Here is a 26,816-nt window from a genome sequence, read left to right as displayed (position 1 = left end):
CTTTTTATTTGATTAATTTTGCTATGTATTTATCCAAGAAATACACTTTATTATGTCAGAAACGCACAAACCGCTTAACTTTTTAGAGCAAATAGTAGAAGAAGATTTAAAAAATGGCTTGCCACAAAACAAGCTGCGCTTTCGGTTTCCACCAGAACCCAACGGCTACCTCCACATAGGACACACAAAAGCCATCGGAATTAGTTTTGGTTTGGGTGAAACCTATAAGGCACCTGTCAATTTACGTTTTGATGATACCAACCCCACAAAGGAAGATCAGGAATATGTAGACGCCATCAAAGAAGATATTTCTTGGCTGGGTTACAAATGGGATAAAGAAGTATACTCGTCAGACTACTTTGAGCAATTACACGCCTGGGCGATAGAAATGATCAAAGACGGTAAAGCCTATGTCGATTCGCAATCCAGTGAAGACATGGCGACTCAAAAAGGAACGCCCACCCAACCCGGAGAAGATGGCCCGTTTAGAAACCGCTCTGTCGAAGAAAATTTAGCGCTTTTTAACCAAATGAAAAATGGCGAATTTAAAGCAGGAACCCATGTGTTAAGAGCTAAAATAGACATGAAACATGTCAATATGCTAATGCGTGATCCTTTAATGTATCGCATACTACACGCCGATCACCACCGCACAGGATCCACTTGGTGTATTTATCCCATGTATGATTGGACCCACGGAGAAAGCGACTATTTAGAACAGATTTCACACTCCTTATGTTCATTAGAATTCAAGCCTCACAGAGATTTATACGATTGGTTTAAAAACATCGTCTCTAATTATAAAAACAACTCTTTGCCTTTAGTTCCAAAGCAACGTGAGTTTGCACGCTTAAACTTAAGCTACACCATTATGAGTAAGCGAAAGTTATTAAAACTGGTTGAGGATAATACAGTAAACGGGTGGGATGACCCGCGAATGCCTACCATTTCAGGATTAAGACGTCGCGGTTACACACCAACGTCCATTCGTAATTTTGTAGATAAGGTTGGTGTTGCCAAACGCGATAACATAATCGATGTATCCCTTTTAGAGTTTTGTGTACGGGAAGACCTCAACAAAAAAGCAGCTCGAATTATGGCTGTTTTAGACCCGATCAAATTGGTAATTCAAAACTACACCGAAGGAAAAGAAGAATGGTTGGAGGCAGAAAACAATCCAGAAGATGAAGGCACAGGCTCTCGAACGGTACCCTTTTCAAGAACGCTCTATATAGAACGTGATGATTTTAAAGAAGAAGCCAACAGTAAATATTTTAGACTTTCCCTTGGAAAAGAAGTGCGACTCAAAAACGCCTTTATTATAAAAGCAGAAAGCGTTGTAAAAGACGCTAATGGCGCAATCTTAGAAATCCACTGTACTTATGATCCAAAAAGTTTAAGCGGCAGCGGAACCCCCGAAAGTCTCCGTAAGGTTAAAGGAACCTTGCACTGGGTGTCCACTGCGCATGCTGTGGAAGCAGAAGTACGAGAATATGACCGTTTGTTTTTGCACGAAGCACCCGACGGCCAAACAGAAGATTTTTCAACTTTTGTGAATCCAGAATCCTTAAAAGTTAGAAAAGCATTTATCGAACCACATATTAAAAATGCAACTGTTGGAGAACAATTTCAATTTCAACGCATTGGCTATTTCAATGTAGATAAAGACAGCACGGAAACAAACTTGGTGTTTAATAAAACGGTAGGCTTAAGAGACGCCTGGACCAAAAAAGAACCAAAGCAAACCCAATCCACCAATCTGCAACCGACCTCCCAAGCTCCAAAACGAAAAGCAATTGATGTTATTAAACAGCTCGGAAAAAAGTACACAAACCTTCCAGAAGCGAAACAACCAAAAGTAAAAGCAGAGATTCAATTGCTAGCTAAAGAAGTGTCTTATGAAGATTTAGAGCCTTTATTTAATACAGCAGCCAAAAAAGTAGGAACCCGCATAGCGGTAGCACTTACGTTAAAAGTACTTTTAGATAACGGCCTAGAAAAAAATGATCAAATAAACACTTTTATAGCGACCTCAAAGACAGACGCTCATCCCTTGTTAAGCGAGGCTGCAGGCCAAATTTAAATATCTATTTTTAATACCCCTATTTTCTAATTTCATAAAACACAACCCTCTTCGGTTGTGTTTTGTCAATTCTACTCACCATTGTTTTAAATAATAAGATCTATCTGATTTTCTCTAAATAAAGGTTTTTGGCACGGTAATTGATTTAGTAGTGAAACGTTTAATTAAACGTGCTCTAAATTTATTCATTTTAAACCAAATAGTTCCGTCGAACCAAGCCGAAAAAAGACGATTAAACAGGAGTAGGCATTACTTAACTTAATACTTAATACTTATGAGAAACAAGACACTTTATTTTTTAATGCTCATCTTCGGATTTACAACCGTAATTAGTTGTAGTTCTAACGATGATGACGACACCAAAAATTTGACACTAAACCTTACAGGCCTTGAAGATTTAGGATCTGGTTATGTTTACGAAAGCTGGCTTATTTTGGAAAGTGGACCTGTTTCAGCAGGCACGTTTTCTGTAAATGCTTCTGGTGTATTATCCAAAACAAGCTTTTCTGTGAACACAAACACGCTTTCTAATGCCCTTTCTTATGTACTTACAATTGAGCCAAATCCCGATCCAAATACAGCTCCAAGTAGTGTGCATATTTTAGCAGGCGATTTCACCAATAACGCCACTTCGGCGACTGTTTCTACAAATCACCAGTCAGCATTGGGGACTGACTTTACAGGGGCAACAGGAAAATATTTCCTTGCCTCACCAACGGATATGGATTCCACAAATGAGAAAAGTGGTGTTTGGTGGGTACAATTTCCAGCCCCAATGATGCCAGCGCCAGGACTAACACTTCCAACTTTGCCAACAGGCTGGAAATATGAAGGTTGGGCAGTTATCGGAACAACACCTGTTTCTACAGGAAAGTTCACCACTGTTACGGGAGCAGATGATTTTAGTGGCTTTAGTGGAATGGAGACAGCGCCTCCAGTTCCAGGAGAAGATTTTTTAATAGGAGCCCCCGCAGGACTTACGTTTCCTACAGATTTGTCAGGACAAAAAGTGGTCATTTCTGTAGAGCCTGACCCAGATAACAGTCCAAATCCATTTTTGCTAAAACCGTTAGTCGCAATGATTCCGGCTAATGCAATGCAACACACCTCACTTTCAATGGGAAACAATGCTGCAGCATCTAACCCTAGTGGTTCAGTGATGAGATAAATGCGTTAGAGCGATTTATTCCTAATAAAAAAGAGGCTGTCTAAAAAGTATGAAAACCTGTCATTCTGAATTTATTTCAGAATCTGAAACTAGTTCAGATTGACAAAATGTAGCTTTTTAGACAGCCTCTTTTTAATATCTAAAAGACAAATTATTTCTTAGGAAGAATTTTCTTAGGTCCATTTTTCATGGCTTCACCAATTTGGTTGCTTGCCGTAAAACTCGCTACCATATCGTTCAACATATTACTGCCTGCTTGTGGAGAATTTGGTAATAATATAAGGTTACTGTTTGTTTCTTGTCCGATTGATTGAAGGGTGTCATAATGCTGTGTTACAACAATTAAAGCAGATGCTTCTTGAGAATTGATTCCCACTTTATTTAAGACCTCAACAGACTCTTCTAAACCACGTGCAATTTCACGACGCTGATCAGCAATTCCTTGACCTTGAAGACGTTTGCTTTCAGCTTCCGCTTTTGCTTTTTCAACAATCAAAATACGGGCGGCATCTCCTTCAAATTGAGCGGCTATTTTTTCACGTTCAGAGGCATTAATTCGGTTCATCGCTTCCTTAACTTGAGCATCTGGATCAATGTCCGTTACCAAGGTTTTTATGATGTCATACCCATAATCCATCATGGCTTGGTTTAGCTCTGATTTGACAGCAATGGCAATATCATCTTTTTTAACAAAGACATCATCGAGCTTCATTTTTGGCACTTCTGCTCTTACCACATCAAATACATACGAAGTGATTTGATCGTGGGCATAATCTAACTTATAAAAAGCATCATATACTTTTTCACGAATTACTTTAAATTGAACAGAAACCTTGAGGCGCACAAATACGTCATCCAATGTTTTGGTTTCAATTAAGACATCCAGCTGTTGGATTTTTAAACTTAAACGACCAGAAATACGGTCAATTAAAGGAATTTTTAAATGGAGACCAGATTGTCGAATGCTGTGAAATTTTCCAAAACGTTCAATAATGGCAGCGGTTTGTTGCTTGACCGTGAAAAATGCGGCAAACAAAATAATTAATCCTAAAATAACAAAGGGGAGTAAAAAGAATGACATAGTTTAAAATTTTAATTAGACTTAATTAGACTTAGAGTTGTAATTTAATATTTTAAATTGATAAACCGAAATGTTCCAGAGTTAAAATAACCTCCTTAACGCTTTAACGTTAATGAAACCACCGAACCTTCTTTGAGAGCGGTCGCATTTTTAAAACAAACGAGCACTCCGTTGAGGTCTGCTTCAATCAAGTAATAATGCCCCTTATAGAAGCTGTGTTTGACAGTTGCTTTAAGAAGACTATCGTCCACCAAAGTGATTTGATGTGCATAATAGAATTCGCCGTTAATGTTGCTGTATTCGCCAAAAAAAGCAGCAACTAGCGGATGCCTTGGGTCGGAATAGATATTGCTTGGGCTCTCTGTGACCAAAACACTCCCGCCATGAAGTACCATCATTTGATCTGCAAACGAAAGCACATCATTTTTATCATGTGTTGCCAACACACAAGCGATATTATTTGTTTTTAAATAGTCAAATAAATTACGCCTTAACGATTGTTTTTTGAAATTATCGATATGACTAAAAGGTTCGTCCAAAAGAATAATTTCAGGGCGTTTTGCAATAGCCCTTGCCAAGGCAACACGTTGTTTTTGACCTCCACTCAAAAACTGCACTTTTGTGTTTTCAAACCCTTCTAATTCTACCACCTCAATCAATTCTTTGACCCGTGCTTTTTTTTCATCTGGATAAAAATTAGAAAGATGATCGCCGATGTTTTCGAAAACACTTGTATAGGGCATCAAGTCAAATTCCTGTGCCACATACTTCATAAAATCATGCCCTACAACAAGTTTGTTTTTAGGCCCTAAAATAGCTTGGTCTTTCCAGAAGATTGTACCACCATCGACATCCATTTGACCAAAGATAAGCTTAAGAAGCGTACTTTTTCCAGAGCCACTTTCTCCTACAATAGCCAAACAATCTCCGCTATGAACGCGGGCAGAAACGGCATTTAAGACCGCACGTTCATTATACCGAAAAGAGACATTGGTGATTGAAAGCATCTAAGTCGCTATAAAATATGAGCCACTAAATATTCTGCAATTTGAATGGTATTTGTCGCAGCACCTTTTCGTAAATTGTCTGAAACAATCCATAGATTCAAGGAGTTTTCTTGTGTTTCATCACGTCGGATACGTCCCACAAAAACATCATCTTTTCCGTTTGCGTATATAGGCATTGGGTACGTATTTGTATCGGTATTATCTTGAACCGTCACCCCGTCTGATTGACTCAGAATGGCGCGGACTTCTTGAAGTTCAAAATCGGTTTCAAACTGCACATTTACAGATTCAGAGTGCCCACCTGCGGTAGGAATTCGAACCGCTGTGGCTGTAATTGCAAAGGAGTGATCGTCTAATATTTTTTGTGGCTCCATTGCCAATTTCATTTCTTCTTTTGTATATCCATTTTCAAGGAACACATCACAGTGTGGCAAGGCATTTCTTCCTATGGGGTAAGGATATGCCATTTCGCCTTTAACACCATTGATTTCGTTTTCTAACTGCTGAACAGCTTTGGCACCCGACCCAGAAACAGATTGGTAGGTAGAAATAACCACGCGTTTCATTTTATATTTATCATGGAGTGGCGATAATGCCATCACCAATTGAATTGTTGAACAGTTTGGGTTGGCTATAATTTTATCGTCCGCTGTTAAAATGGAGGCGTTAATTTCTGGAACAATTAATTTTTTTGTGGGATCCATTCGCCAGGCAGAAGAGTTATCGATAACCATCGTTCCAGCCTCAGCAAATTTTGGAGCCCATTCAAGAGAAGTCTCTCCACCTGCAGAAAAAATAGCGATGTCCGGACGCATTTCAACAGCCGTCGCAAGCCCCACAATCGTGTGGTCAACTCCTTTATAGCTTATTTTTTTACCAACACTACGCTCCGAAGCTACAAGAATAAGTTCCGTAAGTGGAAACTGACGTTCTTCGAGTAATTTTAACATAACGGCACCTACCATTCCGGTAGCTCCTACAACTGCAATTTTCATAATTTCAGGTCTTTAATTAAGACGATAAAATTAGTAAATAAACCGAGAATAAAAGAAGTAAAATTAAAAAAGAAGAACGAATTTATTTGTCTTTGTGAATTTCGTTAAAAAGGTCTATTTTTTTAGTAAATCCCTAATGCATTGTAGATTAAAACTATTTGCAATTTGGCGGTGTTACCAAGATTAGGTATATTTAATTAAATTATAAGTCAAATGGGAAAAAACACATCCATATCACTCGGAAATCATTTTGAAGAATTTATAAATGGTGAAGTAAAATCTGGCAGGTACAGTTCTGTAAGCGAGGTTATTCGTTCCGCATTACGAATGTTGGAATCAGAAGATAGAAAAGAAAGAGAATTGATTAAGGCTCTTGAAATAGGAGAACAAAGTGGGTTTGTAGATGATTTTGATTCAAATCAAAATTTAACCGAATTACATCGGCAACATTTATGAGCACTACCAAATACCGAATTAGCAAACAAGCCATTGAGGATTTGAATGCGAGATGGATTTATACACTTCGTAAATGGTCTAAAAAGCAAGCGGATCGATATTATGACTTGATAATCGAAGAGATTGAATTTATTGCTGATAACTATTTGATTGGAAAACCGTCGGAGCAAACCAGAAAAAATTACAGAGTGACGAAAATTAAATCCCATCTAATTTTTTACAGAAAATTTGAAAATGAAATTGTTGAAATCGTCAGAATTCTACATCAAAGAATGGATGTAAAGAAACGATTGAAATAAAAAACGATTCCGTACTTCTTATACGTCCAAGACCTCACGCTTCACACGCTGAGAGATTCCTGTAATGAGTTCGTAAGAAATGGTGTTTGCTGCCGCGGCACTTGTTTCCGCTGAGAATTCAGGGCCAAAGAACACCACCTCATCCCCTTCGTTACACTCAATATCTGACACATCCACCATAATCATATCCATACACACATTTCCCACAATAGGCGCTTTTTTAGAACCAATCTCCACAATGCCTACGCCATGACCAAAATGCCTTCCAATTCCGTCGGCATGACCAATAGGAATGGTTGCAATTTTTGAACCTTCAGGACTTATAAAGCCTCGGTTATATCCCACACTTTTCCCTTTTGTAACAAGGTGTATTTGTGAAATCACAGATTTTAAGGTCGCTATTGGTTGGAAATTTTGAGCCTCTTTATCAGTGTTGCCATACCCATATAAGCCAATTCCACAACGCACCATGTCAAAATGTGCTTCGGGATAATTGAGTACCCCCGAGGTATTACACAAATGCCGGATAACGGGGCATCCTAGCTTTTCAATAAAGCTTGTAGAAAGGGATTTATAAAGATTAATCTGACCTAAAGTAAATGCCTTTTCTTCTAAATCTTCACTTGCCGCTAAATGAGAAAATACGGATTTCACTTTTAAAGTGCTGGTTTTCGATAACTCTTCTACAACCAAATCGAGTTCATTTGCTTCAAACCCGAGACGATTTAAACCGGTATTAAATTTAATATGAACAGGATAATTTTTTTGATTGCGTTGATGCGCCACACGCTCAAACGCTTGCAGTATTTTTAAGGTATATAAGCTAGGCTCTAAACAATGTTCTATAGCGAGATTCAGATTACTCACCTGAGGATGCAGCACTAAAATAGGGGTTGTGATTCCTGCTTTTCTCAGCGCAACTCCTTCATTGATATAGGCGACTGCAAAATAATCTACCTCCAATTTTTGAAGACACTTAGCGACCACCACAGCGTCACTGCCGTAAGCAAATGCTTTGACGACTGCCAAAAATAGTGTGTTATTTTGGAGTTTTGATTTTAGGAATTCAAAATTATGCTTTAAAGCAGCCAAGTTAATTTCTAAAGTGGTTTCTGTGACTTTAGGCATTTGAGTTATTTTTGTTGGTGTCAACATCGGTTGGGTTTACAACATCCATGTCTTGCAACTTTTCTTTTAGGAGTGCTTTATAGTAAGCGGCTCGACTGAGTGGCTCATATTCATCAACTTCGCCCAAAAGAACCAGATTGTCATTTTTAGATTTACGATGGCTGTACTGGGCTAAATTTCCTGTATGCGTACACACAGCGTGCACTTTGGTAACATATTCTGCGGTTGCCATCAAATTTGGCATCGGCCCAAAAGGGTTTCCTTTAAAGTCCATATCCAGACCCGCAACAATCACCCGAATGCCTTTATTGGCAAGGGCGTTACACACGTTTACAATTTCATCATCAAAAAATTGCGCTTCATCAATACCAACCACATCGCATCCATCTGCTAAAAGCGGGATGTTGGAAGCGGAAGGTACGGGCGTAGAACGAATTTCATTGGCATCGTGAGACACCACCATTTCATCGTCGTAACGCACATCAATGGCAGGCTTAAAAATCTCAACTTTTTGCTTGGCAAATTGAGCCCGTCGTAAGCGACGAATTAATTCTTCAGTCTTTCCAGAAAACATCGATCCGCAGATGACTTCGATCCAACCAAATTGTTCTTTAGGGTTTACTGTATTTTCGAGAAACATTTTGTAATTTTAACACCAAACGAAATTTACTTTCGTTTTTATAAAGGTGACATAAATTTATTAAAAATCAAAAGTATAAATTTAAAAGTTATAAAATGTCATTAATATAGAGTTTACAAGCACTTAAAAACGGGTATAAACAAATTAATAGAACATCATGAAAAAGAAACTAGAGTCGGAATTAATAAGTATCGCTCATAGAATCCTTAAACTTACAGGGAGAGAAGACCTTGAAAAAATGCAATCTGAAATTGCGTTGTTGTATCAAAAAATCACCATTTTAAAGTTTATAGAAAATAATCATGATGGTGAAGCACCAGATTTGGTTGGAATGGACGCTTCATTTTTCAACTCACTTGAAGGGGCGTTTAATAATACCGTTACAGATTCAGTTGAGGTTGCCGACAAAACATTTGTGAACATAGATACCGAGGAAGAGGAGTCTATTATGGAGCCAGCGATCGAAAAAATTAAAGACATGGTCGCTCAAATGCCAGAAGAAACCATAGAAGTTGACACAATTATAGACGCTATAAATGAACCAAAGGAGCCAGAGGAAGAAGTACAGGAACCAGAACCAGAAGATCCGCAAGAAGCGATTGAATTCGATCTAAATGAGTTGTCACCAAGTTATGCGCAGCTTCCAATTTTTGATGCTGTGGAGCCCGAGCCAGCACAAGCCTCTTTAAATGATCAACTAAAAACACAAGGATTTCAAATCGGTTTAAACGACCGACTCGCCTTTGTTAAAAATTTATTTGAAAATAGCAATGAAGATTATGAGCGGGTGTTGTCTCAATTGAGCACCTTAGATTCGTATGAGGAGGCAACACACTTATTAGACTCCATCATCAAGCCAGACTATAAGAACTGGGAGGACCAAGAAGAAATGGAAGCCCGATTTTTGGAAATTATAGAAAATAAATTTAAGTAAGCCTTATCGCATCACAGCTGAGAACGTATTATTTTTAGTACTTTTGACCGCTAAAACACTATCTAAATGTCTTCAGATTTAAAATACGCAGTTTTTGGAAGTGGAAGTTGGGCCACAGCAATTGTGAAAATGCTTTGTGAAAACCGTGAGCAAGTAGGGTGGTATGTACGAAAACAACAAACCATTGACCATATTCTCTCCGAAGAGCACAATCCTTCTTATTTGAGCTCTGTCGAATTTAATACCGATCAACTTTATATTGATGCCGATATCAATAAAATGGCCGACTATGCCGATGTATTAATCTTTGCGATTCCATCCGCATTTATAGAAAGTGAACTTCAAAAATTAACGATTGATATTTCTTCTAAAATAATTATGTCAGCCGTCAAGGGAATTATTCCGGAATCTGGACTTTTAGTAGGCGAACATTTTCATCGGAAACACGGTGTTGATTTAAATAATATTGTTGTTTTAGCAGGGCCCTGCCATGCTGAGGAAGTTGCTTTAGAGCGTCTTTCTTACATTACAATTGCTTGCGCAGACCTTGACATCGCGAGTACTATTGCCGATCAGTTTTCGAGTAACTACATAAGAACGAGTACAAATGACGATGTTGTGGGCGCAGAATTTGCGGCCATGCTCAAAAATATTTATGCCATTGCCGCTGGAATGGCGCACGGCTTAGGATACGGAGATAATTTTCAAAGTGTATTAATGAGCAACGCCACACGCGAGATGAAACGATTCATTAAAAAAGCCCATAAAATGAAACGGAACATTAATGAGACGGTTTATTTGGGGGATCTATTGGTGACGTGCTACTCCTTGTTTTCTAGAAATAGAATGTTTGGAAACATGATCGGCAAAGGCTACACCGTAAAATCTGCACAAATGGAAATGAGCATGATTGCCGAAGGGTATTATGCTACAAAAAGTGCTTATGAGATCAATCAAGGTAAGGAAACACCGGCTCAAACCCCAATTATTGATACCGTTTATGAAGTCTTATACATGCACAAAAACCCCAAAAAAGCGTTTAAAAAACTAACAGAAAAACTGAGTTAGGTTTAAGATTTTAAAACCCCTTTTAGCTTCATGAGTGGAATTTGTTGAAGTGCGTTTTCGTTAATCGTGTTTTTTCTGAATTCAAATGCTTTTTCAAACAGTTTATTATCTTCAAAAAATGAGACATTAAAAAGGTTGTTTATTGACAAAACATCTTCTAGAAGCATCTCAATTTTTGTGTAACTTTTAGCGGGAAGTGCCTCAATTTTTTTTCTAAAAGTGGCCGTTTTTTTGTCTTCAGAATAACCTTTGGTTACAATAATCACCATTTCTAAATCTACGGATTTATCGTTGATGATGTACGCATTCCAATCATAGACCTTGTAGGTGTCATTATACTCATGCACAACGGCGATATATACGTCTTTTACTTCTGGAATCAGGATATCTTTTTTCAAAATAAAAGTTTACAAAGCACTTTTAAATTGCTCTAAAAAGCGCATATTATTTTCACTTAACAATCGGATATCGCTAATTTGGTGTAAGAGCAATGCGATTCTATCGATTCCCATACCAAAGGCAAAACCAGAATATTCTTTGGAGTCAATGCCACAATTTTCAAGCACATTCGGATCTACCATTCCACAGCCCATAATTTCTAACCAGCCAGTTCCTTTGGTCATTTTGTAGTCTGTTTCGGTTTCTAACCCCCAGTACACATCCACCTCTGCACTCGGTTCTGTAAACGGAAAATAAGAAGGTCGTAGTCTGATTTTTGATTTCCCAAAAAGCTCCGTTGTAAAATATTGGAGTGTTTGCTTCAGGTCTGCAAAGCTGACATTTTTGTCAATATACAAGCCCTCTACTTGGTGGAAAAAACAGTGTGAACGCCCCGAAATAGCTTCATTTCTATAGACCCTTCCCGGAGAAATGGTACGAATGGGCGGTTGGTTATTTTCCATATAACGCACTTGTACCGAACTGGTATGCGTTCGTAATAATACATCTGGATCTGTTTGTATAAAAAACGTGTCCTGCATATCTCTTGCGGGATGATGCTCCGGTAAGTTTAGTGCTGTAAAATTATGCCAATCATCTTCAACTTCTGGTCCCTCACTTACATTAAATCCAACTCTCGAGAAAATATCAATAATTTGATTTTTTACCAATGAAATTGGATGTCTAGCACCAATATTAAAAGGCTCGCCGGGACGTGACAAATCGCCAAAAAGAGATGCATCACTTGTGGTGTTTTCTAAGGACGCCTTTAAGGAATTTACCTTTTCTTGTGCAGCACTCTTTAATTTATTGATGGCCTGTCCAAAGTCCTTTTTTTGTTCATTTGGAACCTCTTTAAAGCTTGCAAACAAATCATTCAAAAGTCCTTTTTTCCCAAGAAACTTAATACGAAATACTTCTAGTTCTTCTAAAGATTGTGTCGAAAACGCTTCAGCCTCTTCTATAAGTTTATGGATCTTTTCTATCATGATAAAATTAAATAATGGCCAAATTTAAGAAAACTTAACTAATAAACTCCGCCTCAATAAAATAGTTTACAATCGCATCCTTCATCAGAATACTTTGTTCGCCAGCCTTTAGATTTGGCAAGGCTTCTTTTATGGTATAATGTGGCCAACCTTGTTCATCGAAATAGTCAAACACATAGTAGCCGTAGGGCTCTAAAAGTCGACAGATTGCAATGTGCATCAGGTTGAGTTTTTCATCTTTTTTAAAGGTTCGGTGTAGCTGCCCAAGTTCCTGTACACCAATGAGATAGATAATCCCATCTAGGTCTAAAGGATCGCCATCCGCAAATTGAGAGGACAGTTTTTCAACCACCTCTTCCCATCGTTTTTTAAGTTCTTCGTCTCGAGCCATAATTATTTCGTAAATTTAGGGTGTATTAAAATAGAAACGAAACATTTGAGTTGTTAAGTTAGGAATCATTGTTAATTTTGAAAAATCAATTAAATTAAACACCATGGCGATCATTGATATTATTTTAGGCGCATTTATTCTTTACGGATTAATCAAAGGGCTCTCTAAAGGTTTTTTTGTGGAGGTCACTTCTTTACTCGCATTATTAGTGGGGGTGTATGGTGCCGTACATTTTAGTAATTATGCAGCGGAATTTTTATCTGACCGTTTTGAATGGGGCGAAAAAACAATAAACATCACAGCTTTCGCGATTACATTTGTGGTGATTGTATTGGTGATCTCACTTGCAGGTAAAGCACTGACCAAGCTTGCCGATTTTGCATCCTTAGGAATTCTAAACAAATTACTAGGAGGCCTTTTTGGAGGTTTAAAAATTGCTTTAATCCTCAGCATCCTTTTGTTGATTTTTAACACTTTAAATAAAACCATACCTTTTGTCTCCGATGAAGAGATCGAAACGTCCATACTTTACAACCCAGTAAAGTCGTTAGCTCCCATGATTTTTCCAAATTTTATAAATGAAGAAATACCACTAGAGCTCCCGAATATTCTTAATTCTCCTGAAGAGGCGAAGTGATTTTAAGCCTAAGACAACTCGTTAATACAGGCTTCAAAACTATCATAAATATGTGCTTCCGGAATAAAATCTGGGATGATGTCAATCCGTTCCATCATATAGCGAGGTTGTTTTAATAGGTTTACAAACAGTACTTCTACCTTCTTTGTTTGCAGCTCCTGAATCATGTCCTCCATGGCATAAAGCCCAGATTGATCCATATACTGCATACGTTCCAAACGCAAAATTACAGTCCTTGCAGAGTCTGGAATCTGTTTGTACAATTGCTGAAAATCAGAGGTCGATCCAAAAAACAAAGGTCCTTTGATGTGTTTGATAAACACAGACTCTTTTAAGTGCTCTGGAAAGTTTTTCTCATCTGGCCACGATTTTTCTTTTAAGACCTTCACATCGGAATACTCCGAAGTCAAATCGCCAATTTTTTTCATAAACATTAAACAAGCGATAATCAAGCCAATTCCCACAGCGAAAATCAAATCCCAAAACGTAGAGAGTAACAATACTACGAGCATGATTAATACCTCAGAACTTAATTTGAACGGCCCAAACGACAGGTCTCTTGGTAAGGAAGGAATTGCTTTCAGACCTTTATAGTCCATCACACCAATCCCTACGGTTATTAAAATCCCAGAGAGTACTGCGGTAGGAATTTTGGAAGCGATAGGACCTAAGGCCAATAAAACAAATAACAACATTACGCCGGCGATCATACCAGAGAGTTTTGTTTTCCCCCCAGAGTTTATGTTTACAACCGTTCTGATGGTGGCTCCTGCGCCTGGAATCCCTCCAAACATAGACGCAATACTGTTTCCAATTCCCTGCCCAATAAGCTCCTTGTTTGGGTTGTGCTTTGTTTTGGTCATATTATCCGCTACGATACTAGTAAGTAAGGAGTCAATAGCACCTAACAGCGCGAGCGTAAACCCTGTGAAAATATAAGGCGTAATGGTCGCTAATTTAAATTTAGTAAAAATTTCATATTGAAGAATGGGCAATCCGCTAGGAATTTCTTCGATGGGTTTATAATTCAATCCAAAGACGATGGCGATTCCAGACATGACCACCAAAGCGACCAGCGTACTAGGGACTACGGTTGTAATGCGTTTAAAGCCATAAATAATAAGAATCGTACCCAAAGCCAGCAACAGCTCCAACCAATTGATATCCTGAAGTGCTCTTGGCATTAATTTTAGCGCACCGATTGTTCCCGAGGCACTCTTAGCAGCTAATATTTCAGATTCTTTTTGGATATCGTCTTGCGATATTAAAGAAGCACGATCGATGGTTTCTGTGAAATCTTCTAACACTAAGATGCCGTCTCCAGCTTCATCTTTTAAAATATTTTCAAGAATCACTTCTTCGGCTTGTGCCTTAAATTGATTCACATATTGCAAGTCTTCTTTTGGGTTGTAACCAAGCGAGGGTAAAATTTGAGTTAGTAAAATAATAACCCCAATGGCCGTCATGAAGCCAGAAACTACGGGGTAAGGAATGTATTTAATGTACTTCCCTAATCCCAAAACTCCTAGGCCAATTTGAGAAAGTCCCGCGATTAAAAACACAGTTAATATGGCAGGGAGAGCAATTGATAAATCGCCATCATTCGCGGCGATAATTCCAGAAATGACGACCATACTCACGGCGGTCATTGGTGCCGTAGGGCCTGATATTTGAGTGTTGGTACCGCCAAAAAGGGCTGCAAAAAAGCTAATAAAAATTGCGCCGTAAAGACCTGCGCTAGGACCTAATCCAGAAGAGACTCCAAAAGCTAATGCTAATGGTAATGCGACGACTCCTGCGGTGATGCCACCAAAAGCATCGCCTTTTATGTTTGAAAAAAATTGTTTCATTGTAATAATATTAGATTGAAATTCACAAAGAGAAGCTCTTTGTTTGTAGATACAGAATGTAATCTATATAAATTTTGGAGGGGGTGATGTGTTTTCTAAATGAGTTTCTCTTAGAGCCTTATTATAAAATACAAAGGATAACGATTGCTGTGTTATAAATGAATGCGCATCTTGAGAGTGCGTTTTATTAAAATCAAGCTCCGTAAACTCCTTAACATCTTCGATGTCTTTTGTTTCAGTTTCTTGTTCTAGTGAAATGACAACCGTTGACACCTCATCATTTGAATTCAGAAGTACAAGTGTTGGACCTATGATATTAAGTAGAAAAAACAGAGAACAGAAAAAAGAAAAATATTTTGTGATATTCATTAATTTCATAGATAATTGTAAAGATAGAATAAAAAATGAAATGAAATTTTATATTTTTATTAGAGCGCTTTTAACTCCGAACTCGCCATCCAACCCGTTTCGCCATTGAGTAATTTTATTTTTGACCAGTCTTCATTATAATCCTCAATCACCAAAACCTTGGTGCCTTCATGGAGAGTAAAGGACGTTTCTGCTCTAAGGTTTGGCTCCGCTCTCACTTCTGTCTCCTTGGCAAAAACAATCGCTGGATGGGTGCTGTTGTCAAAGCTGTCTTTTTTAAATAATAAACTTAGAGATATAAATAGTAAGATTAAAACCAGACTGCTTGAAATAAAAAATACACGTTTTTTAGCCTCTGAGTGAGAAAGGTAGTACCCTAAAAATAAAAACACAAAAAGAAAGACCAAGCCTACGCTTCGGGTAGCCCAACCGTCCACACTTAAGCTGTTGAGGGTTTTATTTAAAAATTTTGAAACCCCACTTTCAGGAACTTCTTGAATGGCGTCAATGGACATTTTTTGCGCATAGCCCAAGTTGTTTATAATGTCCGTATCGTCTGGAGACAGCTGTAGCGCTTTTTCATAATAAAAGATACTCGGGCCAATTTCATTTAATTTATAATAACAGTTGGCAAGATTAAAATAGAGCTCCGCAGAATGCTGATTCGATTCTAATATAGAGTCATACCGATCGATGGCTTCTTTATAGTAGCCAGAATTGTAAAGGTCATTGGCTTGCTTAAACGACTCTGTAGTTTGTGAAAAACCAACGAAACACATCAACCAAAAAATAAGAAATTTCTTCATCTGTTTAATTTAATTGTTTGTCTAAAGCATTAATTACACTGGCGGCTTTTCCATAATCATTTTGCATGTCAACCGTAGAAAGCGGGGTGTATCTTGCCAGCTCGCAAGAAGTTAAAAGAGACATAAACCCCTCTAAGGTGTCACTGTTTACACTTTTATCTCCCAGCAATTCTTCGATCTTTTCTTTATTAAACTCACTGGTTTCTAAGCGTAATTTTGATTTCAAATAATTGTGAAGCGCCCGTTCAAGTGCGTTATAAAACTGTTCTTTTTTACCTAAGGATTTTTTTGCGGCACTTAAATATTTTCGTGCCAATCGATTTGTTTTCCGAATTTTATTTCCACTCACATCCAAGGCGCGTGTCATTCGGTTTCTAACCAATAACATAATAAGTGGAATTAATAAGAAAGGGGCTAACAATAAGAGCCAAAACAAGTTGGAGTTAAAAAAAGGCTTGGACTGAATCGGCAGCAAAGTGGTCGTTGTTTTGAAGGAACTAAATTGATTCAAATTTTGAGTAATGACATTTTCTGTGACGACTCCTGAAGTATTATTATTTGCGCTCACTGGGCCTTCATTGACCTCTATAATGAGCCGTTCTGAAGTTAATGTTTTATAGCGTTTTGTTTTTAAATCAAAATAAGAAAAAGAGACGTTAGGAATCGGATAACTTCCTTGATAGTTGGGTACGACCGTATAGGTGTCGCTAATGCTTCCTTGCATGCCCGAGGTTCTCGTTTTTACGTTTTCGGAATGCTCAGGCTCATAGACTTCTAGTGCGCTAGGAAGTACCAATTTTGGAAGTCTGAAGAGTTTTAAATTGCCTTTTCCTGAGACACTAACTTTTAATTCAAGCGCTTCGGTAGCCTTTAGTGTTTGTTTATTGGTTGTTAGTTTAAAATTAAAACTTCCAACGGCTCCAGAAAAATCTTCTGGTTTTCCATTTTCAGGGAGGGGTTTTACATTAATCGTTCGATTCCCACTTGCGACGGTTCTATTCACCGTGCTCATAAAACTTCTTCCAAAAACATCACGCCTTTGTGATGGAACTTCAACAGTTACATCAAGAGGTAACGGCTCAATAGTTAATTTTCCTGTTTTTTGAGGGTACAAAACGGTTTTTCTAAGGATCACATAGCGGTACTCCTCCCCTTTATAAGTGCCGTTCTGAATGTTCACGCTCTTCACATCAATGTTTTGACTCCAAAAATCACCGTACCTCGGATTGTCTATTTCTCGCCAGTTTCTTACACCAGTGTTCTGAGCGACATAAAGTTTGTAAACCACCGTTATTGCTTCGTTTAAATACGGATTTGTGTTTGAAACCTCAGCGACCAAGTGAATTTTTTCTGAAGCAATATAGTCAGGGTCGTTGGGATCCTTAGGCTTGTCAATTGCGGCGGTGACCGTAATTTTTATTGGAAGGGTTTTATAGATTTTTCCATCAATTTCAATGGTGGCCTGACCAATAGTAAAATCTCCTCGTTTTTTGGGTGCTAAAAAATAACTATAACTTTTTGAAAACGACCGCGTTCCATTTATCCAAGAATTATTGATGGATTGACTGGGCCCACCAACCACTGTAAAGTTTTGAAAACTGGGCGGTTCAAAATCATCCCCGTCTGTGTTCATAGTAAAATCGACTCGAAGACGCTCATTGATCCCGAGTTGTTTTTTACTCACTTTTGCATCAAAGGATACCTGTGCCGAAAGTATTCCGGACACGAAAAATGTAAGTAAAAATAGTTTCAGTTTCATTCCTTACCAGTCTTTTTCTGTTTTAACTTTAACGCCTTTTGTTTTAGAAGCATTCATTTTTTCTTGCACTTTTTTCTCTTCATTATTCATCGCTTCAAGTAAATTTTTTACTTGTTGTGGAGATAGTTTTCCAGGCTGTTGCTGCGGTTGACCCTTGTCATCTTTAGGGTCTTTATTTTTCTGATCTCCTTTGTCGTCTTTGGGTTTTCCGTCTTCATCTTCCTTATCGTCTCCTTCGTTTTTGTCTTCGTCTTCGCCCCCTTTGTCTTTGTTTTTCTCGTCCTTATCTTTTTTCTCGTCGCTGTCGTCTTTCTCGTCTTTGTTCTCGTCCTTATCTTTATCCTTGTCCTCGTCGTCACCATCGCCGTCGCCTTGTTCTTTGGCACATTCTTGAGCAAGCGCTAAATTATAGCGACTTTCATCGTCTGAAGGGTTATTTCTTAAGGCATTTTTAAAAGCTGAAACGGCTTCTTTGCATTGTTTTTGTTGCATTAAAATATTACCAATATTATGATACGCCTTGTGTTTTTCAGTTTTTGAACTGCTGTTCTCTACAGCTTCTAAATGGCGCAGCAGTGCTTCGTCATAAAGCTCAGAATTGTAATAGGCATTTCCTAAGTTAAAAGAGCCTGTGGCGTTATTTTGTTTTGTTGAAACTGCCAAGCGGTATTTTTTTTCGGCTTCTATAAAATCTTCCTCCACGATTGAATTTCCTTCAAATACATAATCATTGGATTCAGACAATTGAAGATCTACTTCTTGAGCAGAACCGGTAAATGTCAACAGAAAAAACAATAATACGAAGGCGTAAGAACTCAAAACGGGCATCGATTGACGGGGTTCAAACCCCAGATTTTTCAGTATGTTATTTAAGTACTTCATAGGTTTTCGTTAAATAAATTGAGGCGTTTCAGCCAAGCTGTTTTTCGTTCTAAAAATAAAATATCCAAAATTAAAAAAAACAAGCCAAATCCTAAAAACCATTGAAATTGATCTTTGTATTCAGCAAATTCTTTGGCTTCAAACTCTTTTTTGTCCATCTTATTCAAAATGTCACGAATTTGTTCCACCACTGCCGCAGTGGTGTTGCCGTCTATATATTCTCCTTTTGCCTCTGCAGCAACTAGCTTCAAGGTTTCCGTATTAAGTTTTGTAATAACTGTCTCGTTATTTTTATCCTTTTTATAACTCATTACCACCCCATTTCGTTTCAGTGGAATTGGCCCTCCTTTTTCACTTCCAACTCCAATGGTGTATATTTTGATACCTTCTTCAGAAGCTGCTTCAGCAACCTCTACGCTGAGGTCGTTATGATCCTCTCCATCAGAAATGATGACCAATACTCTATTGGTTTGTTCTTCATCATCAAAATAATTTCGCGACAACTGAATGGCTTCATCAATCGCAGTTCCTTGCGAGGAGAGCATATCGGTATTCATGCTTTGCAAAAACATTTTTGCCGTGCCATAATCTGTTGTAATCGGCAGTTGCGGGAATGCTTTTCCAGCGTATGCAATAATCCCAATGCGATCACTTGCCAAATTATTTATAATTTGTGTAACCAACTGTTTGGATTTTTCCAATCGATTGGGTGCCACATCTTCCGCAAGCATACTTTTTGAAACGTCAATAGCAAAAACAATATCGACGCCTTCGCGTTTGATGGTCTCAAGTTTTGTGCCAATTTTTGGATTTACCAAAGCAATCACAAAACACCCTATAGAAAGGGACAGTACACAAAATTTAAGTACCGATTTAAATACGGACTGATCTGGACTGAGCCGTTTGAGGGTACTTGTGTTTCCAAACTTTTTCTGAACGCGTTTTTTCCAGAGAAGTGTCCACAGAAATACCACCACCATCACGGGGATGATGAGCAGCAGCCAAAACCATATTTTTTCTTCTAATTGATACATCTAAATAAAACTTCTAAATATTGTAAATCGCAATAAAAACTCAAACAACAATACACCTAGGGCGATCCAAATTAAAGGTCTAAATTTTTCTTCATAATTATAAAACTTAAATTCTTCTACTTCCGTTTTTTCGAGCTTGTCAATCTCTTTATAAATTTCCTTTAATTTCCGATTGTTGTTTGCTCTAAAGTATTTTCCGCCAGTGACCTCCGCAATTTCTTTTAAGAGTTCTTCATCAATTTCCACTTGAACTTTTCCGTACTGAAACACCCCATTTCGAATGGCAATTGGAGACAACGCCATCCCATTAGTTCCCAATCCGATGGTGTATGTTTTAATGCCATATTCAACCGCTAATTCACTGGCCGTTTGAGGGTCTATAAACCCAGCGTTGTTCACGCCATCTGTCAAAAGAATGATTATTTTACTTTTTGCCTTGCTGTCTTTGATGCGATTTACGGCGGTTGCAAGCCCCATTCCAATGGCGGTCCCCCCCGTGATTATGGTATTGTATTTTATATCTCTTAACGATTGAAGCACAATACTCTTGTCGCTAGTAATCGGTGTTTTTGTGTAGCTTTCACCCGCATATTCTACAAGCCCAATTCGGTCGTTGGGACGCCCTTTGATAAAGTCAGCAGCCACATTTTTTAGGGCTTCAAGCCGATTGGGCTTTAAATCTTTTGCCAACATACTCGCAGAAACATCTATCGCCATGACGATGTCAATGCCTCGGGTTGTTTTTGTTTTGGAAGACACATCAACCGTTTGAGGTCGCGCAAGGCCCAAAACCACCAAAACAATCGCTGCCATTCTGAGTCCAAATAAAGTATGTTTTAGCGTACTCCAAATGGTATTTCTTTGAAAACCCTGCACACTTGAAATGCTTAATTGAGCCGTCTGTTTTTTGAGTTTCAGTACATACCAAAAGACCAAGACAGGGACTAATAGCAGCAGCCATAAAAATTCTTTTTGAGTAAAATCGATTCCGTTAAACATTACTTTTCGTCTTCTGTTAGTTTAATTAGTTCGATAGAATTTAGAATACGCTCTATCATTTGATCAGCATATACATCCTCCTCTTTCCAAGTCAATATCACTTGTTGTAATAAATTGGGTGTCGAAAATCCTAAAATGATGTATTCCCCTTTTATCAGTTTGTCCTCTATAAGAAACTCTGCGGTTCCAAAGGTTTTAACTCCCTCCTGCCCGTTGGGTGTTATAAACTGTTCGTTGCGTGTGGTTATGTTTTTCGTGCCCTTTTCTTCAAAGGTATCCAAGACCCCTTCTGCCACTTTTAGGACATCAATGGGAACTTCTTTTTCTTCGCCGTTTTCATCTGGTTTTGCAGCAAACTTAGAACTGTTTACAACCACATCTATCGGTTTGTCGATTCCAGCGTATGCAAAGGCGATCATTTGAACTTTACCTTTCATTTCTTCAGGCAGTTCAACAGTCTGACGTTCTAAAACTTCGGGTGTTGAAAGGGTAATACCTGGCGCGCCATATTCACTGGTTACCCAAGGAGTTTTTTCTAACAATAGTTTACTAGGATTTCTCAAGACCGTGTCTTTGACTTTTGTAAAACCAGAGCGGATCACAAGTGCTGTTAGTGTGATTAAAAGGACTCCAACAACGATGGCTACAATTTGTTTGATTCTTTTGCGCTTTTGTTGACGCGCGAGTGCCTCACGGTATTCCAAATCTTTCAGTAACTCTTCTTCGGTAGGCTCCGGAAGCCCGTCTTTTACATGATCAATTTCTAGTTCGATGGTACTTTTGTCGAGTTTTGCGAGTTGAAAATCGGGTTTGGATTTGGCGAATTTCACCAAATCGGCACGTTTCAAAATGGTTTCTATATTCCGAATGGTATCTTTACTTAGCGTGATTTGATTGGCGGCCTCCAGTGTTTTTAAACGTGTCACCAATTCGTCTGTTGTACTTTCAAGTGATTGTTCGTACACCTTTTCATCGAGGTACTGTCTCAAAATTAAAGTCAGATCGGAATAGTACGTTTTAACCTCTTCATTTTCAAAATAACGCTCTTCATCTAATTTTTCAAGGGCTAGTTTGGCACGCTCATAAGGTGGGAGCGCTGCAATTTTTTCGGCTTCGGTCAATGGTTTTTTGCGCCAAATAAACCAGTATAATACACCGCCGACGAGTGATAATATAAGTAGAATAAGCGCAAGCGTCCCCCATATACCCGAGCGATGTTTTTCAACTGCGATAAGTGGTTTGATATCAAAAAGCTTTTGCTTAGTCGTATCGACTATCACCGTATTTACTTGTACTTGTAAAGAATCTGTAAAAAAGACCTTGTCTCCAATAATGATTTTTTGTTTTGGAATGGTATAAACTCCAGAATCAAATTGAGTCAGACCATAAGTCTTTGTCAGTTGATAATACCCCTCTTTTTTGGTAGTATCAATTGCGTAACTGTTGATCATTTCAAGGGGCTGAAACGTTTGTTCTTCTGAGAATACCACGAGTGTGGTGGAGTCTGTTTTTACTTGTATTTTATAAAATAATTCAGCACCAATTTTTATAGCAGTCGAATCGATACTAGAGTACACTTGCCCATAGCCCACAAGAGAAAAGAGCATACAGCAAACACTCAAAAGTAAATTTTGAATGGAGCGGTGTTTTATGGTGATATCTATCTTCATGTATTGCTTATCCACGTTGTTTAAAATAGCCTAATAATTTTTTCACATAACTTTCATCCACTCTGCAGTCGAGAGCGCCTGCGCCCGATTTTTTAAAGCTATCTGAGAAATAATGAAGCTTGGTTTGGTAATTCGCTTGGTAGTTTTTACGCACCGTTTTTGAGGCGGTATTGACTAAAAATGAGGCGCCCGTTTCTTGATCTTCCATTTGTACCATTCCTAAATTCGGAATTTCAGCTTCGTATTTGTCATAAACGCGGATCCCGGTGATGTCGTGTTTTCCAGAAGCGATTTTTAAATTGTGTTGATATTCTTCCGTCATAAAATCAGAAAGTAAAAAGACAATGGCTTTCTTTTTCATCACATTCGACAAAAACTTTAAAGCTTCCGCGATGTTCGTAAGTTTACTTTTAGGTTCAAACTCAATCAATTCTCTAATAATCCTCAATACATGAGAACGTCCTTTTTTAGGAGGGATGTACAATTCAATTCCATCCGAGAATAAAATCAATCCAATTTTATCATTATTTTGTGTGGCTGAAAAGGCCAGCGTTGCAGCAATTTCAGTTACAATTTCATTTTTAAATTGCGCTTCAGTTCCAAATAATTTGGATCCCGACACATCCACCATTAACATCATGGTCAGTTCACGCTCTTCTTCAAACACCTTAATGTGCGGTTCGTTGCAGCGGGCTGTGACATTCCAGTCAATATTTCTTACATCATCACCATATTGATAGGGCCTTACTTCAGAAAAGGTCATTCCACGGCCTTTGAAAGTCGAGTGGTACTCACCCCCAAACACATGGTCGGACAACCGCCGTGTTTTGATCTCTATTTTCCGAACTTTTTTAAGTAATTCCTTGGTATCCATTTGATAAGTGTGCTGTTAGTTGTGTGTGATTTGTAAATCAAACAATAAAGTCACTACGAATTAAGGCACCTTAATGACATTGACAATTTTACTAATAATGTCTTCGGATGTTACATTTTCCGCTTCCGCTTCATAGGTGATTCCGATACGATGACGCAGTACATCATAGACGATTGCACGCACATCTTCGGGGATGACATAGCCACGATGTTTGATAAATGCATAGCATTTGGCTGCCGTTGCCAAGTTAATACTTCCCCTTGGAGAAGCCCCAAAAGAAATTAAGGGTTTGAGTTCCGCCAAGCGGTATTTTTCAGGATAACGCGTCGCAAATACGATGTCTAAAATATATTTTTCAATTTTTTCATCCATATAAACCTCTCTGACGGCGGCCTGTGCACTCAAAATTTGAGCGACAGTGACGACGGGTTTTATTTTTTCGAACGCGCCTTTTAGATTTGCTCTCACAATTTGCTGTTCGTCTTCAATTTTTGGATAATCAATGATTGTTTTTAACATGAAACGATCTACTTGTGCTTCAGGAAGAGGATAGGTTCCTTCTTGTTCCACAGGATTTTGGGTTGCCATCACAAGGAATGGTTTGTCCAAAATAAAGGTTTCATCGCCAATGGTGACTTGTTTTTCTTGCATGGCCTCTAGGAGTGCAGACTGCACTTTAGCAGGCGCACGGTTGATTTCATCCGCCAGTACAAAGTTGGCAAAAATTGGTCCTTTTTTAATGGTAAAATCATTGGCCTTGATGTTGTAAATCATGGTTCCTACCACATCGGCAGGTAGGAGGTCGGGTGTGAATTGAATCCGACTGAAACTTCCCGCAACCGCTTGTGATAAGGTGTTGATGGCGAGTGTTTTGGCTAGCCCAGGAACACCTTCTAAAAGAATGTGACCTTGACCTAAAAGCCCAATAAGTAAACGTTCAACCATGTGTTTTTGCCCGACGATTACTTTGCCCATTTCTAGTGTAAGTAAATCTACAAAAGCACTCTCTTTTTCAATTTTTTTATTTATTGACGCAATGTCAACAGTGGTATTATTTTCTTCCATTGTGATAATTTAAAAAATTGTATTTGGGTTCAAAAAATTATGTTACGCAATTTGTTAAAATATTTTCGTTCTCCTTGTTAATAATTGGTTAAAACTTAAGTTCATTTTATAGGATATTGAATGATTGTTTGTTAATTTTAGATCCCAAACTATAAAAATGAATAAAAGTAACTTTTCAAAAATTATTGCAGGCACCATGTCTTGGGGTGCTTGGGGCAAAAAGTTCAATCCAAATCAGATGCAACGCATGATTGAAACTATAGTCGATTTAGGCATCAGCACTTTTGACCATGCAGATATTTATGGAGGCTATACGACGGAGTCTGCTTTTGGAACGGCGTTTTCTAAAACGGCGATTGAACGCTCAAAAGTTCAATTTATTTCTAAATGCGGAATTCAATTGATGGGTTCAAACCGCCCAAACGAACTCAAACATTACGATTGTTCAAAAGACTATATCATTTTTTCTGCGGAGGCGTCGTTGAAGCATTTGAACACGGAGTATTTAGATTTGCTTTTACTTCACCGCCCCAGTCCGTTGATGCATCCTTATGAGGTTATGGAAGCTGTTGAGCAATTAAAAAAAGAAGGTAAAATCATTAGCTTTGGGGTGTCTAATTTTACACCTTCACAGGTTGATCTTTTGTCAAGCGAAGTGGTGGTTGATGTGAATCAAATTGAGTTTTCGGCAGTGCAACATCAAGCACTGTTTGATGGACGTTTGGAGCAGATGCTAACACATAAAATTACTCCGATGGCCTGGGCGCCTTTAGGAGCTGTTTTTAGTACTAAAACGACATCTCAAAAAAAACGTATTTTAGACCAAACACAAAAGTTGACAACCAAATACAACGCCTCTCCAGGTCAGTTGTTATTGGCTTGGATTTTAAAACATCCTTCGGGGATTCACCCTGTGATCGGGAGTACAAATTTAAAACACATCAAAGCAGCTTCGAAAGCTGTTTCTATACATTTAACAATCCAAGATTGGTTTAAAATATTAGAGGCCAGCCAAGGTTACGAAGTCCTCTAAAACTCTGAAAAATGATTAATAAACGACTGCTTATCAAAAACCTTCTTGCGCATAATGACGAGAGTAGTTTTTATGATAAAAAGTTAAAAATTAATATTAGCAGTAAAGAGGGTAAAGCGAAGTTTTTGAAACATATTTGTGCGCTATCCAATAGCAATCCGAATAACAATTCATACATCGTGATTGGGGTGGACGATCAGTACAGTCACATTATTGGGGTTGATTTTTTTGATGATAGTAAAATTCAAAACTTGGTTAATGCCTATCTAAGTCACCCACCAATTATTCAGTATGAAAACATTCCGTTTCCGCATTTGAACGATGATAAGGTGGTGGGGTTGGTAACGATTCGCCCCAAAGACCCCCAAGAGATTACCTCGCTTCGTAAAAATATTTGGAAGTATTATGGCGGCAATGTGTTTTTTAGAGAAGGCAGTATGAGTATGCCCAAAGTGTTTGACATTGAATTGACGGATTCTAATTCTGAAATTGTGTCGTCTATTGAGGCACATTCTCAAAACAACATTCAATATACGTTGGACGGGGTGTTTGATTTTATGGCGAAACGGAACGATTACGATCCAAAATACAAGGTTTTTAAAGAATATTTTGTGATGTGTTGGTCTGGACAGAAAAAGACACTTAAAACCCAAACCTTTTATTCGCGAGTGGATATTGAGTTGATTAACGAGCAGGTGCGCTTGTTTTATTCGACTTTGGATGCCGTTGAGATTTCCTATGACAATGATTCTTTTAAGATTATTGAGTATGTGAATCTTGGTCTAAACGGTCAAAATACGTATTATGAATTAGAAGAAACCACGATTACTTTTGGAAACAATGCGATTTATAACATTGACTCTCAATTGCTTTTTAAGCCGCCTCAATACGATAAAAAGATTCTACACCATATTTTTAATGCGAACAACGCACTTATGGACCGACTTAAACAAGGGACTGAGCTAACAGCGGCGCAGCTCAAAGATTTAAAAAATGTTCCTGCGACCTATTTAATCTGTTATTTTAATGGTTTTGAAGAAGCACTGACACAACTCCAAGCCGCAAAGTCGTTGTTGTATAAACACAGCGACGAAGTGTATGCGCTTTATAAAGAAAGTATGCGGATCTTGAGGAAGGCGAAGTATAGTTAGGAGTGTTTTG

At 38.2% G+C, this 26,816-nt stretch carries 27 protein-coding genes; 9 read left to right on the top strand and 18 right to left on the bottom strand.

Annotation, left to right across the window (positions count from 1 at the left end; genetic code table 11):
• The first annotated feature begins 52 nt into the window (after window positions 1-52).
• The gene (locus FORMB_RS05965; RefSeq protein ID WP_069676584.1) at window positions 53-2,083 is read left to right on the top strand and encodes a glutamine--tRNA ligase/YqeY domain fusion protein; all 2,031 of its coding nucleotides are present in this window, start codon (window positions 53-55) and stop codon (window positions 2,081-2,083) included.
• A gap of 274 nt (window positions 2,084-2,357) precedes the next feature.
• On the top strand, window positions 2,358-3,251 hold the full coding sequence (locus FORMB_RS05960) for an anti-sigma factor (RefSeq protein ID WP_069676583.1): 894 nt from the start codon (window positions 2,358-2,360) through the stop codon (window positions 3,249-3,251).
• Between the two features lie 151 nt (window positions 3,252-3,402).
• On the opposite strand, the gene FORMB_RS05955 is transcribed toward FORMB_RS05960, so the two are convergent.
• The 3 genes from FORMB_RS05955 to FORMB_RS05945 form a co-directional block, all read right to left on the bottom strand.
• Complete coding sequence (locus tag FORMB_RS05955; protein WP_069676582.1) at window positions 3,403-4,332, bottom strand: SPFH domain-containing protein; 930 nt, start codon at window positions 4,330-4,332, stop codon at window positions 3,403-3,405.
• A 95-nt stretch (window positions 4,333-4,427) separates the two neighbouring features.
• The gene (locus FORMB_RS05950) at window positions 4,428-5,339 is read right to left on the bottom strand and encodes an ABC transporter ATP-binding protein (RefSeq protein WP_069676581.1); all 912 of its coding nucleotides are present in this window, start codon (window positions 5,337-5,339) and stop codon (window positions 4,428-4,430) included.
• An 8-nt stretch (window positions 5,340-5,347) separates the two neighbouring features.
• Window positions 5,348-6,334, bottom strand: coding sequence for an aspartate-semialdehyde dehydrogenase (locus tag FORMB_RS05945; RefSeq protein ID WP_069676580.1), 987 nt, complete (start codon window positions 6,332-6,334; stop codon window positions 5,348-5,350).
• A 213-nt stretch (window positions 6,335-6,547) separates the two neighbouring features.
• Here FORMB_RS05945 and FORMB_RS05940 point away from each other — a divergent pair, with 213 nt between their 5' ends.
• Together FORMB_RS05940 and FORMB_RS05935 are read left to right on the top strand one after the other, a co-directional pair.
• Window positions 6,548-6,790 carry a type II toxin-antitoxin system ParD family antitoxin gene (locus FORMB_RS05940; RefSeq protein WP_069676579.1) on the top strand — a complete coding sequence of 81 codons (243 nt, stop codon included), beginning with the start codon at window positions 6,548-6,550 and terminating at the stop codon, window positions 6,788-6,790.
• The gene (locus FORMB_RS05935; protein ID WP_069676578.1) at window positions 6,787-7,089 is read left to right on the top strand and encodes a type II toxin-antitoxin system RelE/ParE family toxin; all 303 of its coding nucleotides are present in this window, start codon (window positions 6,787-6,789) and stop codon (window positions 7,087-7,089) included. The genes FORMB_RS05940 and FORMB_RS05935 overlap by 4 nt, the downstream gene beginning before the upstream one ends.
• An 18-nt stretch (window positions 7,090-7,107) precedes the next feature.
• On the opposite strand, the gene alr is transcribed toward FORMB_RS05935, so the two are convergent.
• Complete coding sequence (alr, locus tag FORMB_RS05930) at window positions 7,108-8,217, bottom strand: alanine racemase (RefSeq protein ID WP_069677914.1); 1,110 nt, start codon at window positions 8,215-8,217, stop codon at window positions 7,108-7,110.
• Window positions 8,210-8,857, bottom strand: a complete 648-nt coding sequence (locus tag FORMB_RS05925) for a thymidine kinase (RefSeq protein ID WP_069676577.1) — start codon at window positions 8,855-8,857, stop codon at window positions 8,210-8,212. The genes alr and FORMB_RS05925 overlap by 8 nt, the downstream gene beginning before the upstream one ends.
• Before the next feature lie 157 nt (window positions 8,858-9,014).
• Between FORMB_RS05925 and FORMB_RS05920 the strand changes: the two genes are divergently transcribed.
• Together FORMB_RS05920 and FORMB_RS05915 are read left to right on the top strand one after the other, a co-directional pair.
• Window positions 9,015-9,791 (top strand): hypothetical protein, encoded by a 777-nt coding sequence (locus FORMB_RS05920; protein WP_069676576.1) that lies wholly within the window; start codon window positions 9,015-9,017, stop codon window positions 9,789-9,791.
• Between the two features lie 66 nt (window positions 9,792-9,857).
• On the top strand, window positions 9,858-10,859 hold the full coding sequence (locus FORMB_RS05915; protein ID WP_069676575.1) for an NAD(P)H-dependent glycerol-3-phosphate dehydrogenase: 1,002 nt from the start codon (window positions 9,858-9,860) through the stop codon (window positions 10,857-10,859).
• A gap of 2 nt (window positions 10,860-10,861) precedes the next feature.
• On the opposite strand, the gene FORMB_RS05910 is transcribed toward FORMB_RS05915, so the two are convergent.
• Genes FORMB_RS05910 through FORMB_RS05900 form a run of 3 tightly spaced genes read right to left on the bottom strand, consistent with a single transcriptional unit; the run spans window position 10,862 to window position 12,677 of the window.
• Window positions 10,862-11,257, bottom strand: a complete 396-nt coding sequence (locus tag FORMB_RS05910) for a hypothetical protein (protein WP_069676574.1) — start codon at window positions 11,255-11,257, stop codon at window positions 10,862-10,864.
• A 9-nt stretch (window positions 11,258-11,266) separates the two neighbouring features.
• Window positions 11,267-12,286, bottom strand: a complete 1,020-nt coding sequence (pheS, locus tag FORMB_RS05905) for a phenylalanine--tRNA ligase subunit alpha (RefSeq protein WP_069676573.1) — start codon at window positions 12,284-12,286, stop codon at window positions 11,267-11,269.
• A 34-nt stretch (window positions 12,287-12,320) separates the two neighbouring features.
• Window positions 12,321-12,677: a hypothetical protein gene (locus tag FORMB_RS05900; protein WP_069676572.1), complete on the bottom strand. Its 357-nt coding sequence runs from the start codon at window positions 12,675-12,677 to the stop codon at window positions 12,321-12,323.
• Window positions 12,678-12,780: 103 nt separating this feature from the next.
• On the opposite strand from FORMB_RS05900, the gene FORMB_RS05895 reads away from it, so the two are divergent.
• Window positions 12,781-13,314: a CvpA family protein gene (locus FORMB_RS05895; protein WP_069676571.1), complete on the top strand. Its 534-nt coding sequence runs from the start codon at window positions 12,781-12,783 to the stop codon at window positions 13,312-13,314.
• An 8-nt stretch (window positions 13,315-13,322) separates the two neighbouring features.
• Here FORMB_RS05895 and FORMB_RS05890 read toward each other — a convergent pair whose 3' ends face one another.
• From FORMB_RS05890 to FORMB_RS05845, 10 genes are all read right to left on the bottom strand, one after another.
• Complete coding sequence (locus FORMB_RS05890) at window positions 13,323-15,164, bottom strand: SulP family inorganic anion transporter (protein ID WP_157498080.1); 1,842 nt, start codon at window positions 15,162-15,164, stop codon at window positions 13,323-13,325.
• A 63-nt stretch (window positions 15,165-15,227) separates the two neighbouring features.
• Window positions 15,228-15,542: a hypothetical protein gene (locus tag FORMB_RS05885; protein ID WP_069676569.1), complete on the bottom strand. Its 315-nt coding sequence runs from the start codon at window positions 15,540-15,542 to the stop codon at window positions 15,228-15,230.
• 50 nt (window positions 15,543-15,592) lie between these two features.
• Window positions 15,593-16,339, bottom strand: coding sequence for a tetratricopeptide repeat protein (locus FORMB_RS05880; RefSeq protein ID WP_069676568.1), 747 nt, complete (start codon window positions 16,337-16,339; stop codon window positions 15,593-15,595).
• A 4-nt stretch (window positions 16,340-16,343) separates the two neighbouring features.
• The gene (locus FORMB_RS05875; protein ID WP_069676567.1) at window positions 16,344-18,098 is read right to left on the bottom strand and encodes a BatD family protein; all 1,755 of its coding nucleotides are present in this window, start codon (window positions 18,096-18,098) and stop codon (window positions 16,344-16,346) included.
• 3 nt (window positions 18,099-18,101) lie between these two features.
• Window positions 18,102-18,980 carry a tetratricopeptide repeat protein gene (locus tag FORMB_RS05870; RefSeq protein ID WP_231925573.1) on the bottom strand — a complete coding sequence of 293 codons (879 nt, stop codon included), beginning with the start codon at window positions 18,978-18,980 and terminating at the stop codon, window positions 18,102-18,104.
• Window positions 18,977-20,014 (bottom strand): vWA domain-containing protein, encoded by a 1,038-nt coding sequence (locus FORMB_RS05865; protein ID WP_069676565.1) that lies wholly within the window; start codon window positions 20,012-20,014, stop codon window positions 18,977-18,979. The genes FORMB_RS05870 and FORMB_RS05865 overlap by 4 nt, the downstream gene beginning before the upstream one ends.
• Window positions 20,015-21,013, bottom strand: coding sequence for a vWA domain-containing protein (locus FORMB_RS05860; RefSeq protein WP_069676564.1), 999 nt, complete (start codon window positions 21,011-21,013; stop codon window positions 20,015-20,017).
• The gene (locus FORMB_RS05855) at window positions 21,013-22,683 is read right to left on the bottom strand and encodes a hypothetical protein (RefSeq protein WP_069676563.1); all 1,671 of its coding nucleotides are present in this window, start codon (window positions 22,681-22,683) and stop codon (window positions 21,013-21,015) included. Before FORMB_RS05855 ends, FORMB_RS05860 begins: the two co-directional genes overlap by 1 nt.
• Window positions 22,684-22,690: 7 nt before the next feature.
• Window positions 22,691-23,557, bottom strand: a complete 867-nt coding sequence (locus FORMB_RS05850) for a DUF58 domain-containing protein (RefSeq protein WP_069676562.1) — start codon at window positions 23,555-23,557, stop codon at window positions 22,691-22,693.
• Window positions 23,558-23,617: 60 nt separating this feature from the next.
• Entirely contained in the window at window positions 23,618-24,622 is a 1,005-nt protein-coding gene (locus tag FORMB_RS05845; RefSeq protein WP_069676561.1) for an AAA family ATPase, read from the bottom strand.
• Between the two features lie 157 nt (window positions 24,623-24,779).
• Between FORMB_RS05845 and FORMB_RS05840 the strand changes: the two genes are divergently transcribed.
• Together FORMB_RS05840 and FORMB_RS05835 are read left to right on the top strand one after the other, a co-directional pair.
• The gene (locus FORMB_RS05840; RefSeq protein ID WP_069676560.1) at window positions 24,780-25,655 is read left to right on the top strand and encodes an aldo/keto reductase; all 876 of its coding nucleotides are present in this window, start codon (window positions 24,780-24,782) and stop codon (window positions 25,653-25,655) included.
• A gap of 11 nt (window positions 25,656-25,666) precedes the next feature.
• Window positions 25,667-26,806 (top strand): ATP-binding protein, encoded by a 1,140-nt coding sequence (locus FORMB_RS05835; RefSeq protein WP_069676559.1) that lies wholly within the window; start codon window positions 25,667-25,669, stop codon window positions 26,804-26,806.
• Window positions 26,807-26,816 lie beyond the last annotated feature (10 nt).

The sequence above is a fragment of the Formosa sp. Hel1_33_131 genome (genome assembly GCF_001735745.1).
Taxonomy (GTDB): Bacteria; Bacteroidota; Bacteroidia; order Flavobacteriales; family Flavobacteriaceae; genus Hel1-33-131.
Note: the sequence above shows the minus strand (reverse complement) of the source record. Positions and strands in the feature narration are given on the sequence as shown.